This is a genomic window from Paenibacillus marchantiophytorum, assembly GCF_014640555.1.
Lineage (GTDB): Bacteria > Bacillota > Bacilli > Paenibacillales > NBRC-103111 > Paenibacillus_E > Paenibacillus_E marchantiophytorum.
In genome coordinates, this window is the sequence record NZ_BMHE01000008.1 from 194605 (window position 1) to 211915 (window position 17311).

The following is a 17311-nucleotide window of genomic DNA, read 5'->3' on the forward strand; positions in this document are numbered from 1 at the left end:
GCCTCGTGTTTTATTGATTGAACTACCATTCCTCGTTAGTGGAAAGAGTTATAATACCGTTAAAATTTGATTTTTATGATGATTGTCGTGATCGTTAAATTCATGAATGATGTAAAGCAGAGAATAGGGTGTGCCGGTGTGCGGGCAAGTTTCTATTCCGTTCGCGGTAACATGTTTAGCAACAACGTCAGGCTCGGTTAACAGGATTTCAACCAGCTTAGTACGAGTTTGCTTAAATTCATCGAGCAGAAAATTTCCAGAAATTCCCGATCTGGCATATTCATAAGCTATTTTGTTAAACGAATCGAAATCTGGAAATACCATTCCTTCTCCATTTTTAATCGCAGGTATAATCGTAGAGATGAGATAAGTATCCCAATTTTTAAGATGCGAAATAATTTCTCCTACTGATGCTTTTCCTTCAGCAATCGGTTGTAACCAGATTTTTTCGTGTATATTATGTAAGGTATCCGTCCACTCTGTAAATTCATTATACCGAAGAATCGTATTTTCACCTAAGCTAATCATATTGGAACCTCCAATTATATAGATAAAAATTTGGTAATCAATCCTGTTTGGAATTCTAACCCATTTCAATAATACCGAATATACGTTCGATTGTATAGGTGGAATTTTTGAACTATACTGCCCGTCCCTCGGTTTAGCTTAACGCCCACCAGTACATCTGTACAAAAACCGTTATTTGGTGAAGATCTATAAAAAGCAGAAAGAGACCCACATCAACGGGATGTGGGTCTTAATTTTTATATTTTAAAAGGGGGTCGGGTTCTATTATATGCTTGATTCATTAACGCCAGATGAAAACTAGATTTCATTTTGATTACAAATGCCACAGCTCACATGTACACAAAACCTGATGTTTTTGTGTACATGTCTTGTTATGGAACTAACGATCCCAAAATAGTTTGAAGTCGCTGTTGCAGCAGGTTATGTTGTTTCAATAACGCTCCCCAGTAGCTCAACTTTCTCAATATCCGAGCCCCATCCCAGTTTAACGGTAGCTCAGATATCGAACATAATTACCATCCAAGGTTCTCCCAACCGGCTTGCCGTTCTTTCCGGAAACGTTGAACCCAACTTTCAGCAACATCGTCAGCTATTTGATCAAAGAACGGGGGAGCCACATCAACTTCTTCTGCAGGTATACTTAAGTAATCTAATACTTGCCGGACAGTAGTCTCATATTTTTGCACAAAATCTTCATACACGATCGTAAGCGGCACGATGTCTTCCTCTGAAAAAAAATCTTCCATCGCTGCCTCCCGAAAGTTACATTCCACCAGCAAATGATTGATAGCGTTGAAATTATAATTGTCTATAATGTCCTCCTGTTGCGGTTTTTCCCCATGGACACGATGCCATTCTCCCGATACTATCGCTCTCCACCAAGATACGGCAAGCCTTACTTTGTTACGCCTAGTCATATAGATATGTTTGCACTCGGGAAAAGCCGATTCCCAGATGCGCGGTCGAGACAAACCTTGTGGCAACTGTAATTCTTTTTGCAATATCTCAATCCATACCTGATTTAAAGAACATTTCATTCCAAACACACCATTTGGTGTCGTCCCTTCTCCCCAAATTCGCTGGATTTGTTGGATATTGATTACTTTTGGATCAAGATCATTCATCCATTCTCTTGGAACACCTGCGACTCCGGTTGATTCGAGTGCTTTATATAACAAGGTGCTTCCTGTTCTTTGTGCAAACCATATCGTGTAGCAACGTTTGGGTTTCATTCAACATTCTCCTCTATTGTGGGTTTATTATCTTTCTCATCTTTAAATAATTAACGAGGTTGCTTACGCAATACCGTAAATCGCCGCTCTCTGTATCCAGAATTAAATCAGGGTTTACTGGCGGCTCATAAGGGGCTGAAATACCAGTGAAAAATGGAATATCACCTGCTTTTGCCAAATGGTACATTCCTTTAGGATCACGACGCTCACATTCCGCTAATGAACATCTTACATATAACTCCACATAATCTTGCCTACTAAATCGCTGTCTGACTATTGCGCGACTGGTTTCAGTAGGGGATATCATCGGTACCAAAACGAGAAAACCTGCTTCGATGAACATAAAAGCCACTTCCGCAGCGCGGCGCAAGTTCTCCTTTCGATGTTCATCGCTAAAACCGAGATCTCGGTTTAACCCTTTTCTTAAACTATCCCCGTCTAATACAAAGCATCTAATGCCACGTTGACATAGCTCTTTTTCCACTTCTAACGCCAATGTGGTTTTACCGGAACCAGGTAGACCCGAAAACCAAACAACACCGCTCGAATGTCCATTTATAGTCTCACGGTCAGCCCTTTGCATTGAAACATCTCCTCTAATTAATTATTTTTTGAAATAGAAAAAAGCCGCTGAATGAACATAGTTCACCCACGGCTTCTATAAACGATAACCACAAATAGACGCACTTCATTTGCGGTATTGTATACGGGAGCAATGATGATGATTTGGTTCATGACAGATTAAACATGAACGAAGACATAGCAAAGCTTACCCCTCTAAACAGAGTAAGGTTCATTGGTCAGGTTCACGCGTTATTCAGTTAATTGATTAACCGAAAACTACTGTCAGGAACACATTCATCATCATCAAAACACTAATCCCACCTAATCATATAATTTTTTCCATTATAGCCCATTTGAGGAGATAATCAAAGAGAAATTTTATTATTCTGACTATTCAGCTATACTTCCCATTAGCGGAGTGAAAATAAATTTGATAAAGTATCAGCTTTAAATGAGGACATATGTATAAAATCGCTTATTATGTGAACATGTAAAAAGGAGCTGCCGTGGCAGCTCCTTCATCGTTTGTATAGAATCCTTTATTCAACTAACGTTCTCCATTAGCGTAGTGAGTTGAGTTTTCTCTGTGATACGGTTCTCCGTATATCGCTCACTGGTACAGCAGAATACTCTTTCTGTCTGCCTCCATATGGATTTCCTTTATCAACGCCCTTAGCAACGTGCCTTGTACACCTATCACCCAACATTTCTTAAGCGAAAATGCCACATCCCATTATAATTTCGAATCATCAATATTGAGCACTCCACATGTATTTACATATTCAATAAAGGTGACTATGCTTTTTTCCCAATCATAGTGTAGCTCATGGGGAGCTTCGCTTCTTTTTCCAAATGGGTAAAAATACAAGAAATATCATGGTTATGTTCCTCATATTCAGTGATATGGATGCCACTTTTAATGACTGCATTGAAAATGGAAGCCAGTGTATGACTGAAGCTGTAATTGGTTGCAGATTCGTAGGTCGTGTTTCCAACATAATCAATACCGATATTGTTAATCCACGGCTCGCTTTTGAAATAAGAAAAGGCGATTTTCATGGGATCTTCAAATTCAGGCTCATCTTCCATAGCCAGCATGTTCAACATTGGATGCATTTCATAAATAACGAGCAAACCGCCTTTTTTAAGCAAGGTAGAGGCAATCTTAAAAAATTTGTTCAAATCAGGAAGCCACGTCAGAGCTCCGATAGATATGTATATCAGATCATATTGATTACTATGTACACTATCAATGTCGTAAACATCCATACGGACGAATGTGCAGGGCAAGCCGGAAGTTGTGGCAAGCCCCTTGGCTTCCTCAATGGCGTGATCAGAAATGTCAAACCCAGTGCCGCTTTGTGCACCTAGGTTGACCAGAGACAATACTTCCCTACCGTTGTTGCAGCAGAGCTGCGCCACGTTACGTCCTTGCAACCCTAGTCGGAGAAATGTACGAGTGATGTGTTCATCAAGCGTGGAGTAGCCTTTTGCTTGAAAAGCCTCACTTAATTGAATCGGGTTATGCTTCTGATGAATGGGATTTACTTCATTCCAAGCTTCACGGTTGGATTCTGTATATGTTTTGATGTTCAATCGAGCCACTCCTTGATTATTAGGTTTATTGCTTCTCCTGTAATTTCATATACTTCAGTAAAAAAGCTAATATTATCCATTGATACGCACCTGACCTTAAAAAGTTCCAATTATAGAATCATTCGACAAAAATGGACTCAATGTCTTGAGCCGTACTGTCACATCTCATTTATTGATTCAGAACCATCAATATTAAGCACTCCGCTTGTGTCATTACGGTACTAAACTATTAATTGAACACTAGTGATTCTATACATATTCAATTTTTCGCTGTATCAGTATGTGCGATACGCATCTCCGCGCTGTCTGTAACGGCAAGTTTTAAAAAAGGCCATCCGCTAAAAGGATGGCCTACAGTCTATAGAAAGTTAATGTATCTGTTATTCGTACGGCATGAAAACATTGGATAAATTGCCCGAGCGATAGTAAGGGTAGTCCATCATGTTCTGGACCTTTTTCGCCATATCCGCATTCGTTAATGATTCAACAAGGTACAAACCTAAATCAATAGAAGCTGAAACACCGCCACCCGTAAAAGTATCCCCGTCCCGTACAATACGGGCTTTAATAACCTCTGAGCAATAAGGAGTCAACAATTCGTAAGCATTTGGGTTCGTTGTCGCCATTTTCCCACTTAAGAATCCTGCGGCCCCTAAAAGCAATGCTCCTGTACAGACAGATACTTTGTACTGTACATCGCGTGCCCTTTGGATCCATGAAACAAATTCCGTATCATATCTCAGTTCTCTAGTAGGCATACCACCAGGAATAAATATCAAATCATATCCGGATAAATCTGGGCAAACATGCTTTATTTTTATTGTCATACCTCGATCGTCTGTAATCTCCTCTTTGTTTGCACAGAGATCCCACGATACTCCTTCTTTGGCCTTTAGAATTCTTAACCAAGATACCGCATTGTAAAAACCAACAAAATCTAATGTTGTCATCTTGTCAAACAGAATGTAAGCCATCTTCATCCCTGAGCACCTAACCTTTCATTATTTGAAATAAAAAAAGCATCTGATCTAAGATCAAATACTTTGCCCAGGCGTACGGCTATTTATCTGTGTGCTCCCTCATGGTTCTCCATGTTTACGCCAGTCACACACAGTATTGAGTTAAGAATAATCATGCTTAAAAATTCCAATATTTACAAGACATATCATTGTGTATATTAAGTAAACTACTCCATTATCCTGCCCAATAGCTTAATGACAAAAAGAGCAGCTGCCGCGGCGTTCTGCTCTCAAGTTTGTTTCAACTAACGTACCCGCGTAACGAACTTTCTTATTCCGAGGAGGATGCTTTGCGATGAAATGCTTTTATCAATGAGTAATATTTTTCAGCGCCGAACGCTCAGGTTGAAATAATGTCCCGATAAAAAAAGGATGTCGATCCAGTTACATAATACGAACTTTGCCAATTCAAACCGTAATTACAAATTCCATACTGTTTAACAATTTCAGGAGAGCCATAAAAACCCTATCGTTTTTGAACCGGGGGTCAGCTTAAACGCATGCGTTTTTTCGCTGACCGAACAAGAGAGCGGAGCAACTAAAATCAACGAGGCGTCAGGATTTTCCTCGGCATGAGAAATGAACTGACTTCATCAGATGGGCGTCGATATTCTTCAATTGTGAAACACTCAATAAGGAAGTCCATTTTTTAAATGTACAGATAGATTTACAAACTGTTCCTTACATATATTCAACAATTTCACCACCTATAACTTCTAACGCTACCATCTGATTGTATACCAATACCCCTATATAAACATTACATATTTTTGTAACACAGATATTCCCGTATATCTCACCGTTAGTAAAATAATTGCCGATTCATATTGCTTCCATTTAAATAAATCCAATTTCGTTTCCAAAGCACTTTGCTACGTTATCATGAATTAGAACTTTGCACCACAACCCTCAATTTCACTCCTTCATATATTGCTGTTCAATTTGATGGCTCTAATATCATGATTATGAAATTTATACGGCACAACGAGGTATGGATTTTACCGGAGTGAAAAGCCAATTCGAATTACACCATTTGTGTGAAGCAGCGTGCCTTTGAGCTTCAATCCTACTACAAGCAGATCGAAGCTTCCAAATTTAAGGCCATCTATATCAAATCCGCTCCCGCTGTTAGGTGGTTTGACGCTCATCAAGAAATTAATGTAGAATATTCAAAATAGATGGACACTTTCTTTGTTTGGTATATAAAAGTGTATTTATAGGGGGCAATGGAGTAAATGAATGGTGATTATGATAAATTGATAGAATTGCTTGAACTTGGGCATCCCGGGTTACAAGAAGTGCGAGAAGCGGCTTCGAACCGTGACACCGAGAGGGCGATTGAAGCATTAAAGCGGCATTTCTTGCTTAGATCGTCACCAGTGCTGTTCATACGTGACGAAGATAAGCCGGAATTAATTGAGTACGTTAATCGAAATTGTCAGCACGACGTTACCGAAACACTGCAGATTGCAGACGAAGTCGTCCGCCAAACATTCCTATTTCGTTATCGTTGGGATATGGAGCGGACGCATGTTCCCGTTACATTTGAAGGCCCTATTCAATGGGACCATGTTCCTGCATACGACGAAGAATGGGCGTACATGCTGAACCGTCATCGATATTGGTTATCGCTCGGCCAAGCATACTGGCTTACCGGCGATGAGATTTATGCGGAAACATTCTCCCGTCAACTGGAGGACTGGATTGATCGCACCCCGCTGACGCCTGAGGCGCAGGCGATCACATGGCGTACGATCGAGGCCGGCATCCGCTGCGAGAACTGGATCAAAGCTTTTCAATATTTCAAACATAGCCCCCATTTCACGTCCAAGCTTTTTGCCAAAATGTTGTTGTCGCTATATGAGCACGGCTCGTACATTGCAGCACACAATGATGGATGGCGAAACATTAGCAATTGGGGCGTGCTGGAAAACCATGGCTTGTTCGAATTGTCTGTTTTTGCGCCTGAGTTCAAGCATAGTATGGAATGGCGCGAGCTTGCCGTTCGCAGGCTGAAAGAGATGGCCCGCCTGCAGGTGGCTGCAGACGGTATGCATTGGGAGCAGTCGCCGATGTACCATAACGAGGTTTTTCACTGCTTGCTCGATAATTTAATTTTATCGCAAAAAAATAACATTCCTTTCGATAAATCCGTCAGCGCAACGGCACACAGAATGGCCTACGCCGATCTGTATATGGCGAAACCAAACGGCCATCAGCCGATGCAGGGCGACAGCGATAATACCGATGTGCGGGATTTGCTAACATTAGCAGCTATATATTTTAACGATGGCGCACTAAAATTTGGCGCGTATCCGCGTGTCGATTTCGATAGCGTATGGAGCTTCGGGCCGGAAAGCATTCAGGCTTATGAGCGGCTGAAGGCAGAGACCCCCCCGCATGCTTCGCATGCTTTCAAGCAATCCGGCAATTTCGTTATGCGTTCGGGTTGGGACGAGGAAGCGCTGTACTTATATTTCCACTGCGGTCACCTCGGTGGTGGTCACGGGCATGCCGATATGCTGCATATCGATCTGTACGCTTATGGAAGGGATCTGCTCACCGATCTCGGCCGATATACCTACAGTAATCATTTCGAGCTGCGCAACTATCTCAAAGCGAATAGCAGCCACAATACGACGCAAGTGGACGGTATAGATTTTACCGAATGCAAGGATTCTTGGACGTTCGGCCGCATCGCCAGACCTGTCGGTGCCGATTGGATTTCGAGCCCGAAGTTCGATTATGCGGAAGGCAGTCACGATGGCTATCATCACTTGAATGATCCTGTCTATCCGCTGCGCCGCATTTTGTTCGTCAAGCCTGGATACTGGGTGCTATCGGACAGTTTTGACAGCAAGGAAGAGCATACCTTCGCGCAATTCTTCCATTTCGCACCGGGTGAGATCGTCGTCGATCCCTCAAGCAAAACGTGCTTCACGAATGAGAAAAAAGCGACCAACCTCTGCATCATCCCTGTGCATCCCGATCCACTTCAAGCACACTTGCAGGAAGGGTACATTTCCTATTCGTACAACTCGGTTGAAACCAACAAATCGGTAGCCTATGAAACCCGAGCCAAAGGTTTTGCTTCGATGATGTGCGTGCTATATCCGCAAAAACCAGGCGAAACGGAAGCCCCCTTCGTCGAATCGCTAAGCGTGCACAAGTATAACGGCGATACCGTCAATCCAACTTATGCGCAAGCATGTAAAATAAAGTCGCCTGGATCCGACGAGGAACATATCGTCGTCATCTGCCACCGCAGGCCGTCCGTTCATTTGGAATCTTACCTTGTCGATGGCATTCAAATTTTCGGCGAGGTCGTACTGATCAAAAAACGAGGAGAAACAGATGTGGAAGTGATGGTTGTTAAGTAGGTACAAGCCTAGAGGGATTCATGATTTTTTCTACCTAAAATGATTGAATGTCCCTTTTAGTTTATGTAACAGCTTCTTCGCTGTTACATCGCTTTTTATAATGCCAGTTTATTTCAATATATCGCAATTGATTCCGTAATTCCTTAAGAGATATTGTCAAGAAAAGTCGAACAAAAATAAACTTATATCAATTTTTGCGAATGACAAACAACCCTCTCCACAACGAAGAGGGTTGTTTGTCATTCGCCTATTTTACTGGGCTTTTTCTCTATATCCTTACCACGCACTCCACATGTGTCGAGACCGTGAAAGGGATATAAGTGATGCCTTATGAAATCTTGTTTTCATTCGCTTCACTTTCATTCTGACCTTGATAATCGATAGAGGAATTTGTAATTATATGTCGAAAATACCTATCAGGGTAAACATACTGACACAAGAAAGGATTAATAAAAATGAATACTATACATTCAGACCACAACGTCCTCCAGTACGACGAAAGTTTAAAAACCGTGATACTCACAAGAAAAATATTTGTAACTGGTGATCAATACCGCGATCCTCTTTTGAAAGGTTTGCAGCTTATGGAAGATAATAATTCTTGCAAATTCATTTCAGATATCCACGATCTAGGAGTAATATCGCAAGATGACCAAGATTGGTTTGTAAAAAATTGGATTACTTTGGCAACGAAATCAGGTTTAAAATATTTTGCAGTGGTACACCCGGCGAAAATGATTGGTCAAATCTCTGTTCGTAAAATGGAAAGCAATGCAGGCGAATTTCCTTTCCAGTATCTACAATTTCATGATATCGATGAAGCAAAAACATGGATCTCTTCCATATAATCGTCCATATAGGACGATTTTTTAATATAGTTTAAAATCATCGTTTTAATATTCGTCCTCTTCCATTCAAACGATGGTTCATGTACTTTCTTGTATTGCCAAGTCTATCATGGTCAACAATAGAACTAAACAATTCAAGCAGTTCACCCCTATGAAACTTCTCTTTTATTGAGCTATAGTTCTCCGTTAGCGTAATGAATCTTGATTAGAATCCTTGTCATTAGCAATTACTTTATTCAATTCAAGTAGTATTTTTTTCTTTAATTCCTCCAATGCACCTTTACTAGGTTTTACACTTTCAGAGTACATTGTTTCTCTTGGAGTAGCCCAAACAGGATAACGAGGGAAAGGTTCCGTTAAGCGTCTAGGGAAGATATGCCAATGCATGTGAGAATCTCCATTTCCAAGAAGTTCATAATTAAGTTTATCTGGTTTAAACGCTCTATAAACTGCTTCGGAGACATAGCTCATTTCAAGTAGAAATTTCTGCTTATATTCACTATCAAGTTCATGAAGCTCATGTTTATGTTCTTTACATATAAACATTGTATAACCTTCAAAATACTGGTAACGTCCCATCACAACATAACCAGTCTCGAGTTCAGTTATAAAACGATCATTTGTTCCTTCTTTAATCATTCTAATATGGTTACAGATTGAGCAGTTTTCCATATTTGCCTCCCTAAAATGCTTTCTATGAGCAATACCTAAATGAGGTTTTAAAGCATTGATATCCGATATTTTTTTACTTACTTCGTAAATCACCATGCCTAAGGAGTTCGGCGAAATGATTGAACTATCCTCCCTTTAGTTTAATGTAAAAGGAGCAGTCACCGCGGCGGCAAACTGCTCCTGTATTGCTGAACTAACGTTCCCCGTTAGCGGAATGCTACTGCCCAAACTGGTTCTTCTATAAGTTGATTAAGGTCTATTAAACATAAATTTATAACAATCCTCTTCTTTAAATCCACTCTTTAAATATAATTCTTCAGCATATTTTGTCCAAAGAACTTTGGTAGTTTCTTTTAATCTTGGATGATTATTAATAAATTCAATTAGCTTCTTTCCCAAGCCATTACCTCTATACTTTTCATCAATGATTACGTCTAATATTAAACTATAAACAGCATAATCACTTACAACCCTCGCAAATCCAATTTGTTTATCATTGTGAAAAACCAAAAAACAATGTGAAGTTTCAATTGTTTTAGCAATAATTTCGATAGGACGGTTTTTAGCCCAATGTGATTGCTTCAACAAATTGTAAACTTCATCTAATTTAATTTGCTTAGTATTATCCGTAAACGTGTACTCATTGTCTATGAAATCCATAAAAGCTTCTATACCCCCGCCCCCATTTTAGGTGTATCTACTGTGTATTGATTCGAGAAATTACTACGCAATCCTGCCCGTTAGCTTAAAGACTGCCGATTGATTCAGCAGTCTGTTGTCGTTATGCTATCGTTCTGCGTTAGTTCAGTAATGACCACTCGAAAATACATTTCGCCCTCTCTCCCTCAAGGTACATGTCATTATGTGAAGGGAGGTCAACAATTACATTCAATTTTGCTCCTATGTGCTCACAAGTTTTTCTCGAAGGGAAATTATCTGGGTTACATGTAATTATTAATTTCTCCATACCATGTGCTTGTGCTACTTGCTTTACTAATAAGCAAGCCTTTGCAGCGTAATGGTTACCTCTAAATTTCTCTGTTATCGAATAACCTATATGCCCACCATAATAAAGATTTTCATTGCTACCAATCCGTACATCTATTTTACCTATGATTTCGTTGGAACCAGCAAGAACGATGTTGTATTTATAAGCAGGAACAAATCCCTTCTCTTCATTACCTGGAACTTTCTCAGAGATAACTAAGCTAACTTCATTACCAGGGATAAAATCTAAATCCAAGAATGCAAAGCCCACAATAATCTCTCCTTCCTTATCCACTAAAATATACCATAAATATTCATTAGACAGTTGCATTAACCTGCCAGTTACTTCAACGGACAACGACGGCAAAGCGTGTGCCGGCTGCCCATGCGGTAGTTAAAATTTATTTTTTCATAATTCCAATTATTCTTTTTGATATTACTTCATGACCTAACTCGTTTGGATGAACATCTCCAATCACCGGTAGAAAATCTCTGTAGTTATCTTTAAAAACCTCTTCTGTTCTTACAAATTTCGCCTCTTTCTTTAAAGCTATTTTTTCTAAATTCATATTAAGTTCTGGATAATCATGATTAAATTTTTCGCTAACATCGTTTATTTTCATTGGTAGTAAGTTGTAGTATCCGACAATGTAAATTTCAACGTATGGATTTATCATTTTAATTTCATCAATTATATCAGTCAGATTTACACTAATTGTTTTCATTACGTTTTGTGTCTCTAACACTTTTCGATTATAGCTTTGAAAAAGGTCATTAGCTCCTATTCCGATTGTAACTACATTTGCTTTCTGTAATCTATTTCTAATAGGTTCATTCTCTTTGCTAGTATTATTTCTAATATCATTTAATAAATCTAACGTTGTACTCCCTGGAACTGCATATTTTTTGGTATATTCTATTTTCTCTTTTTGTCCTAAATACTCTGAAAGATAATCAGGATAGCTTTTTTCATATTTAATTGATGATGTATCTGAGTATGGGGAAATTCCTGCTGGAATTGAATCCCCTAGAGCAAGATAATTTATCTTATTATCCTGTTTATAGTTGAAAATTAATGCAATTGCTGCGACTACAGAAAAAGAAATAAATATGAGCACATAGAATCTGATTCTCTTTATATTCTTCAGCTCTTTTCACGTCCTTTTAAATTTCCTATTAATAAATATTACCAGTCATTCTTCTAACCAATAATTAACATGATATGGTTTTCTACTCGGATATTCAATCCTGTAAAAGGCTGCCAGTAAGCTGGTAGCCATCTGTTTTTATACTATCGTTACGTTAGAGTTTAAACGCTTGTTGCACTTATTTTCCGTATTCAGTTATTTTAAATGCCTGCTTTAAGCAAGCAAGTTGATCTAATTTTACTCCCATTTTTTCGTTGAACACACTGTAAATAAGTATCGCTAAGTCTGTTTCAGACTTACACGACGAGAATTTCTGAGAGATTTCTCTTACTTCAATGCTATATTCGTTTTCTGGAGCACCTCCTGCTAAAAGACCAACAGGGTCCCAGTCGTTTATTACTTGGGTTAGAAACTCTTTATCTATATTCACCTATTTATCACCTTCGATTTTGGTTATATGTTCTAATTATCCCGCCCGATATCATAACGCGGCTACCAATCCATTTCAGCAGCCGCGTCTTAGTTGTATATTAAGCTATAGTTCTCCGTCCCTCGGTTTTAAGGGTTTATCTCACGTATACTCACTCATTCGCAGGATTTCATTACCTTAAAAATCAGTATTGTTCAGAAAGTAAGTTGAATAGAACCATTGATTCATATTTTGGGCGTGCGGGAATAGAGGAACATATGGAACATTTCCCCAGATCCTACTCTAATGCACGCATGCTCCACAAAATCCTTGGAGGTTCACCCTCCCACGGCTCAACGGGTCTATGCCCTTACATTCCTTCGTTATACCTGACCAAGGTGTGGAGGCCGATAGCGTTTAGCGGATGGGTCTGTGCCCTTTTGGAAAACGAACTCGGTCCTCCGTGCTTTCTTTTTGAAAATCCTGCGAATGAGTCAATCTACGTTATCTATTACAAGTCCTAAGCAGCCTGAGCGTAGTTGGGAGCAGCTTTTTCAGGTAAAAATGATTCCCCTCTTTGAACAATGCCAATCAGGATTCGAGCTAATTTTCCAAGCAACTTAAAAATGGACTGTTGTTTCTTCATTTGCTTGATTTGAACATTATTCTCATGCATCTGTCGAAATACTGGATTCGTTCCTACGAGTGTGATCGTCGCCAGATACAAATATTTGCGCAGCGTAGCATCTCCCCGTTTCGAAAGTTTGATTTGCCCCTTGTGTTTCCCTGACATTCTTTCAGCCAAGTTTAGACCTGCTTTACGCAATAACTGACGTCCGTGCGCATACTGTCTAAGGTCGCCAGCACATGATAGAATGGCTGCTGCGAAGATTGTGCCCAGACCTTTGATCGATCGAAGCTGATTGGCCATAGGAATTTCACTAAGCAATGCTAGAATGTCCTTTTCAATCTTTTCTAGTATTTCAACGATACGTTCAAACTCTTCTAATAACCGCCCTAAATCTTGCTTGGCTTCATGAAGAGCTGTTTTATCTCCTACACTCTGCTTGGCTTGCGAAATAAGCTGCGCAGCTTTCTGAGTACCCGTAGAACCGCCCGCTCGTTTCATATGCCTTCTCCAACTTGTAATTACCTCGGATACGGACAGGGACTGAATATCTAGCGGTGAGGGTAAATCTTTAAGAGTAGCCAAGGAACGTTTGCAGGTCCAGTCTTTGAACACTGAGGTATACTCGGGGAACCGAATATCTAACCAACGGATGATCCGGTTCTGCAGCCGGACACTATTCGTCACCCAAAATTCCCGATCACTCATCATGGTACGTAACCTTTGAAAGACGGTAGCCTGTCTTGTGTATTCATAGTAATAGCCTCGACAGACAACGTCTGCGATAACAAGGGCATCCTTAGGATCACTCTTGGACGGACAATTATCGCGGTTCTCCTTATTTCGTTTGGTGGTAGCAGGATTCACCATGACAACGTTTATGCCTTTGTCAGCAAGCCAATTAGCCAGGTTAAACCAATAGTGTCCGGTTGGCTCCATACCGATGATTAGGGTATTCAATCGGTGCTTTTGTTGCAATTCATCCATCCAACGTTGTAATCTTTCGAATCCTTCTAAGTCGTTTGTAAATGATAGATGTCGCTTGGCAAGAACGATACCCCGAAAGTTAGTAGCCTGCGCGACATGAATTTCCTTCGCCATGTCGATGCCTACTACAAGATGAGAGGTGGAAATTCGTTCAATACGTTGATTTTGTCCATCGTTTTGTTTAAACTTCATAGTAAGAGCGCCTCCTTGATGGTATTGGGTTTCTAACCCGTGCACAAACCCATCATACCGAGGCGCTCCTTTTTTGACAAAGTCCAAATCCTAGTCCTTACAGGAATGTTTAGCTTAATGTTAGTCTCTATAAATAAGATCTTTTAAACTTCTTTCATTGATTCCATTTTGAACAAACTGAAAATTTTTGTCCATCAATCTTTGTGTTCGGTCGATTATTTGACCTAAATGATATCCCGTATGTTCGACTAAATGATAAATATCAAACATATCGAGGTTCTTCTCATCCTTGTAGCCTTCTATATAATCAGTCATGACTTCTCTCCATGAATTAAAACGTTCAGTTATGAATTGAATTAAGTCCGTTGAGGAAGTAGCAACCTCATCAGGAAAGTAATTTTCTATTCCGCCCTCGACTTTCCCACTATTTGAATATTTGATGACATGACGTTGAATATGCTGTCCTATATGTAACACGATTCCGCCAATTGAACTAAGCGATTCTTTCTCATGTTTCCAAAGAACTTCTATATCCACGCCATCCAAAGCTATTTTCAATTTAGGAAGGTAGTTCTCGCACATTCTATATACCGAAATCCGAGTAAATTCAAGTAGTTCATTACGCATGAACATCACTCCTTTTTATCATTATTTATTCAACTTTCCGTCGAAGTATCCTGCCCGTTCGTGAGCAGAGGCTACCGATTATGCCGGCAGCCTCTGAAGGTGTGTCTATTGTGCAAAAGTTCTGCGTTAGTTCAATGCCAATCCCATTCCGAGTAATGGTGATTATTAGGCCCTGTTAGAGCCTCGCGAACGTGATGTAATCGTCTTGGACAGGCTCTGCCGATTCGATCCGAAGTGCCCGGTTGATCTGTCCCCGGTGATATTGCCCATGTAAGAGGACCTGCAACAGGATGTCCCGGACGGACGTTCGGAACGGAACCCCGCTCTGGTTTGCATAGTCGATCATCTCGTCCAACTCGGATTCCTCAAGCCCTTCGATATAGACGCGATATTGCTCGGCGTTTTCTTCGAACATCGTCCGGATCGCCGTCAGGTCTTCCGCTTCCTCCCACAACGAATATTGCGCGCTGCCCTTGCCCTGCAATCGGGAAAGCCAGACTCGTTCCGCAACCGCGACGTGCCGAACCAGCTTCAGAAGGTCCTTGTTCTTCGTCTCACTCTCCTCGAGCGTGTCCAAGATGCGTCCGTCCGCCCAATACAGGTGGTCCATCATGCACTTGATCGTCTTCATTTCGGTTTCCCCCTCTTCGTCTCATCGATTACTTGAACCTACTGTTACCCGTTAGCATAGCGATCAGACGTAGATGCCAAAGAAGAACCATTGTCTCACCCGCTATAATCTTGATTTATAAACGCTTAATCAGTAAGGACACCTTTTTCGTGTTGTAATAGTAATCATAAACAGCATCTTTTTGACTAAACTGCTCTAAATCATTGTTTTTTTCGTAACCTTGCCTTTGGTAGTATTCGATATTCTCATTCTTACCTGTTAATAAAGTTACAATAGTACAACCTTTTTTTGAAGTGGCTATCTCAAATTGTTCCAATAATCTTTTACCTATTCCTGTTTTCCTGTAGTCCTCTTTGACAAATAAATAGTTAAGATAAGCATGTGACGTTGAAGACTGGTCAATCATTCCTAATGCAAAACCTACAACTTCACCATCAATTACAGCCACCAAAGATGTATCACGAAACAAACGATAAAAATTGAGATAAATTGAATCTCTTTCCTTTGGTAGTGGTGAACAATCCATTTCAGCAATTTGAAGTGCAGTTACATCATTAATCTCTTGTATAATTATTTCACCCATATACTCAGCTCACTCTTCTCTTCTCAGCTCTTCTAATCTTAGCAATGTACATTCCAATAATATCATATTTTCCGCCCGTTACTTCAACAGACAACGGCAGCCGATTATGTGGCCCCTTGCCGTCATCTCGTGTTGAGCTATCGTTTCTCGTTTGGACTAATAACAAATACTTTACAATGTCATTATATTAAGTCAATTCACGTATCTTATGGTCTCAATACCTATACCGTCCAATCTTAGTTTTTACATTCTCAAGTAAAGGAGCAGCCAAAGCTCTTGCCTTCTTTGCTCCTTCAAACAGGATACTGTCAATTGTTTCGGGTGATGCCATTAAGTCATTGTATTTTTTTCGTGGTTCTTCCAGGTATTCATTCATGACCTGAAACAGCTCTTGCTTTGCTTCTCCCCAACTAATACCTTTTTGGGTTTTGGTGCAACAATTAAAATTGATCAAAGATATCCGCGATTTCGTTGTTTGATTATGCTGTCAAACCAAACAATTTGTTGATTAATTCAACTGAAGAAAGGACAGACGAATGAATGCATTCGACCTGCCCTTTCCTTAGCATATGCATGACTTCGATTCCCGCGATTGTATATTCTGCAGTTTCAAAAGACTTGAATCCCAGCATTGGTTTTATGATTTTCTTAATAAACCGATGATCTTTCGTTCAATAATGTTGTTAAGATATTTCTTTTGTCGTAGTAATGTTTCTTGTTTTATAGCCTTCTCGTCCTTTAATTGCTGAACTGCGATAGGGTAAGATGGGTTCTTATCGACAGTGATCACGCGAGGCGAGTGATTGTGTGTCGAAGTCAATGCTTTCTTGAAAAATCGTTTGGCAGCGGGAGCGTCTCGATTCTAGATAACATGAAATCAATCGTGTTTCCTTTTGAATCTACTGCTCTGTAAAGATATTTCCACTGTCCTTTAACTTTAATATAGGTTTCATCAGTTCAGAAGGAATCATTTGTCGGCTTTAAATAGGGACGAATTCGCTTGTCTAATTCCGGTCCAAACTCATGAACCCATCTCATGATGGTTGTATGAGCCATCCTAAGACCTCGTTCTTCCATCATCTCCACTAGATCACGATAACTTAGGCTATATTTCAAATACCATGTTACTGTTAGCAAGATAACTTCTGATTCATACTGCTTCCACTTAAACAAATCTAATTCCGTTTCCAACGTAATTGCTCCATCCCATGAATTCATTTCAATCATGGTATCATGGATTAGAACTTTGCACCACAACCGCAGATACTTTATTACCAGTA

The 17311-nt window shown here is 40.0% G+C and carries 16 protein-coding genes, 1 pseudogene and 1 riboswitch; of the genes and pseudogenes, 2 read left to right on the top strand and 15 right to left on the bottom strand.

Annotated elements, in window-relative coordinates; all coding sequences use genetic code 11:
- Nucleotides 1–48: 48 nt before the first annotated feature.
- The 5 genes from IEY34_RS10900 to IEY34_RS10920 all read right to left on the bottom strand — a co-directional run bounded on the left by IEY34_RS10900 (nucleotide 49) and on the right by IEY34_RS10920 (nucleotide 4900).
- Entirely contained in the window at nucleotides 49–528 is a 480-nt protein-coding gene (locus IEY34_RS10900; protein ID WP_189011264.1) for a DinB family protein, read from the bottom strand.
- A 512-nt stretch (nucleotides 529–1040) separates the two neighbouring features.
- Nucleotides 1041–1760 carry a Stf0 family sulfotransferase gene (locus IEY34_RS10905; protein ID WP_189011267.1) on the bottom strand — a complete coding sequence of 240 codons (720 nt, stop codon included), beginning with the start codon at nucleotides 1758–1760 and terminating at the stop codon, nucleotides 1041–1043.
- A 13-nt stretch (nucleotides 1761–1773) separates the two neighbouring features.
- Entirely contained in the window at nucleotides 1774–2343 is a 570-nt protein-coding gene (cysC, locus tag IEY34_RS10910; protein WP_189011269.1) for an adenylyl-sulfate kinase, read from the bottom strand.
- Nucleotides 2344–3119: 776 nt separating this feature from the next.
- Nucleotides 3120–3920, bottom strand: a complete 801-nt coding sequence (locus IEY34_RS10915) for a class I SAM-dependent methyltransferase (protein WP_189011271.1) — start codon at nucleotides 3918–3920, stop codon at nucleotides 3120–3122.
- A gap of 380 nt (nucleotides 3921–4300) precedes the next feature.
- Nucleotides 4301–4900, bottom strand: coding sequence for a DJ-1/PfpI family protein (locus tag IEY34_RS10920; protein WP_189011273.1), 600 nt, complete (start codon nucleotides 4898–4900; stop codon nucleotides 4301–4303).
- A gap of 58 nt (nucleotides 4901–4958) precedes the next feature.
- Nucleotides 4959–5038: riboswitch (ZMP/ZTP riboswitch) on the bottom strand.
- 1136 nt (nucleotides 5039–6174) lie between these two features.
- Between IEY34_RS10920 and IEY34_RS10925 the strand changes: the two genes are divergently transcribed.
- Nucleotides 6175–8319: an alginate lyase family protein gene (locus IEY34_RS10925; RefSeq protein ID WP_189011275.1), complete on the top strand. Its 2145-nt coding sequence runs from the start codon at nucleotides 6175–6177 to the stop codon at nucleotides 8317–8319.
- A gap of 455 nt (nucleotides 8320–8774) precedes the next feature.
- Nucleotides 8775–9167 (top strand): hypothetical protein, encoded by a 393-nt coding sequence (locus IEY34_RS10930; RefSeq protein ID WP_189011277.1) that lies wholly within the window; start codon nucleotides 8775–8777, stop codon nucleotides 9165–9167.
- Between the two features lie 186 nt (nucleotides 9168–9353).
- On the opposite strand, the gene IEY34_RS10935 is transcribed toward IEY34_RS10930, so the two are convergent.
- From IEY34_RS10935 to IEY34_RS10980, 10 genes and pseudogenes are all read right to left on the bottom strand, one after another.
- Nucleotides 9354–9935 (bottom strand): HIT family protein, encoded by a 582-nt coding sequence (locus IEY34_RS10935; RefSeq protein ID WP_229757577.1) that lies wholly within the window; start codon nucleotides 9933–9935, stop codon nucleotides 9354–9356.
- A 153-nt stretch (nucleotides 9936–10088) separates the two neighbouring features.
- Nucleotides 10089–10499, bottom strand: a complete 411-nt coding sequence (locus IEY34_RS10940; RefSeq protein ID WP_189011279.1) for a GNAT family N-acetyltransferase — start codon at nucleotides 10497–10499, stop codon at nucleotides 10089–10091.
- 139 nt (nucleotides 10500–10638) lie between these two features.
- The gene (locus IEY34_RS10945) at nucleotides 10639–11097 is read right to left on the bottom strand and encodes a GNAT family N-acetyltransferase (protein ID WP_229757578.1); all 459 of its coding nucleotides are present in this window, start codon (nucleotides 11095–11097) and stop codon (nucleotides 10639–10641) included.
- A gap of 130 nt (nucleotides 11098–11227) precedes the next feature.
- Nucleotides 11228–11944 carry an SGNH/GDSL hydrolase family protein gene (locus IEY34_RS10950; RefSeq protein ID WP_189011283.1) on the bottom strand — a complete coding sequence of 239 codons (717 nt, stop codon included), beginning with the start codon at nucleotides 11942–11944 and terminating at the stop codon, nucleotides 11228–11230.
- A 208-nt stretch (nucleotides 11945–12152) separates the two neighbouring features.
- Nucleotides 12153–12404 carry a hypothetical protein gene (locus IEY34_RS10955; RefSeq protein WP_189011285.1) on the bottom strand — a complete coding sequence of 84 codons (252 nt, stop codon included), beginning with the start codon at nucleotides 12402–12404 and terminating at the stop codon, nucleotides 12153–12155.
- Nucleotides 12405–12903: 499 nt separating this feature from the next.
- The gene (locus tag IEY34_RS10960) at nucleotides 12904–14190 is read right to left on the bottom strand and encodes an IS110 family RNA-guided transposase (RefSeq protein WP_189011286.1); all 1287 of its coding nucleotides are present in this window, start codon (nucleotides 14188–14190) and stop codon (nucleotides 12904–12906) included.
- Nucleotides 14191–14310: 120 nt separating this feature from the next.
- Nucleotides 14311–14817 (bottom strand): DinB family protein, encoded by a 507-nt coding sequence (locus tag IEY34_RS10965; protein WP_189011287.1) that lies wholly within the window; start codon nucleotides 14815–14817, stop codon nucleotides 14311–14313.
- A gap of 175 nt (nucleotides 14818–14992) precedes the next feature.
- Nucleotides 14993–15448: a DinB family protein gene (locus tag IEY34_RS10970; RefSeq protein ID WP_189011288.1), complete on the bottom strand. Its 456-nt coding sequence runs from the start codon at nucleotides 15446–15448 to the stop codon at nucleotides 14993–14995.
- Nucleotides 15449–15563: 115 nt separating this feature from the next.
- Nucleotides 15564–16031, bottom strand: coding sequence for a GNAT family N-acetyltransferase (locus IEY34_RS10975; RefSeq protein ID WP_189011289.1), 468 nt, complete (start codon nucleotides 16029–16031; stop codon nucleotides 15564–15566).
- A 479-nt stretch (nucleotides 16032–16510) separates the two neighbouring features.
- Nucleotides 16511–17249, bottom strand: a pseudogene (locus tag IEY34_RS10980) (IS6 family transposase).
- Nucleotides 17250–17311 lie beyond the last annotated feature (62 nt).

Excerpts from the sequence above, each read along its gene's own strand:
- IEY34_RS10900 (WP_189011264.1), bottom strand. The coding sequence starts at position 528 with ATGATTAGCTTAGGTGAAAATACGATTCTTCGGTATAATGAATTTACA.
- IEY34_RS10905 (WP_189011267.1), bottom strand. The coding sequence starts at position 1,760 with ATGAAACCCAAACGTTGCTACACGATATGGTTTGCACAAAGAACAGGA.
- cysC (WP_189011269.1), bottom strand. The coding sequence starts at position 2,343 with ATGCAAAGGGCTGACCGTGAGACTATAAATGGACATTCGAGCGGTGTT.
- IEY34_RS10920 (WP_189011273.1), bottom strand. The coding sequence starts at position 4,900 with ATGAAGATGGCTTACATTCTGTTTGACAAGATGACAACATTAGATTTT.
- IEY34_RS10925 (WP_189011275.1), top strand. The coding sequence starts at position 6,175 with ATGAATGGTGATTATGATAAATTGATAGAATTGCTTGAACTTGGGCAT.
- IEY34_RS10930 (WP_189011277.1), top strand. The coding sequence starts at position 8,775 with ATGAATACTATACATTCAGACCACAACGTCCTCCAGTACGACGAAAGT.
- IEY34_RS10935 (WP_229757577.1), bottom strand. The coding sequence starts at position 9,935 with ATGGTGATTTACGAAGTAAGTAAAAAAATATCGGATATCAATGCTTTA.
- IEY34_RS10940 (WP_189011279.1), bottom strand. The coding sequence starts at position 10,499 with ATGGATTTCATAGACAATGAGTACACGTTTACGGATAATACTAAGCAA.
- IEY34_RS10960 (WP_189011286.1), bottom strand. The coding sequence starts at position 14,190 with ATGAAGTTTAAACAAAACGATGGACAAAATCAACGTATTGAACGAATT.
- IEY34_RS10965 (WP_189011287.1), bottom strand. The coding sequence starts at position 14,817 with ATGCGTAATGAACTACTTGAATTTACTCGGATTTCGGTATATAGAATG.
- IEY34_RS10970 (WP_189011288.1), bottom strand. The coding sequence starts at position 15,448 with ATGAAGACGATCAAGTGCATGATGGACCACCTGTATTGGGCGGACGGA.
- IEY34_RS10975 (WP_189011289.1), bottom strand. The coding sequence starts at position 16,031 with ATGGGTGAAATAATTATACAAGAGATTAATGATGTAACTGCACTTCAA.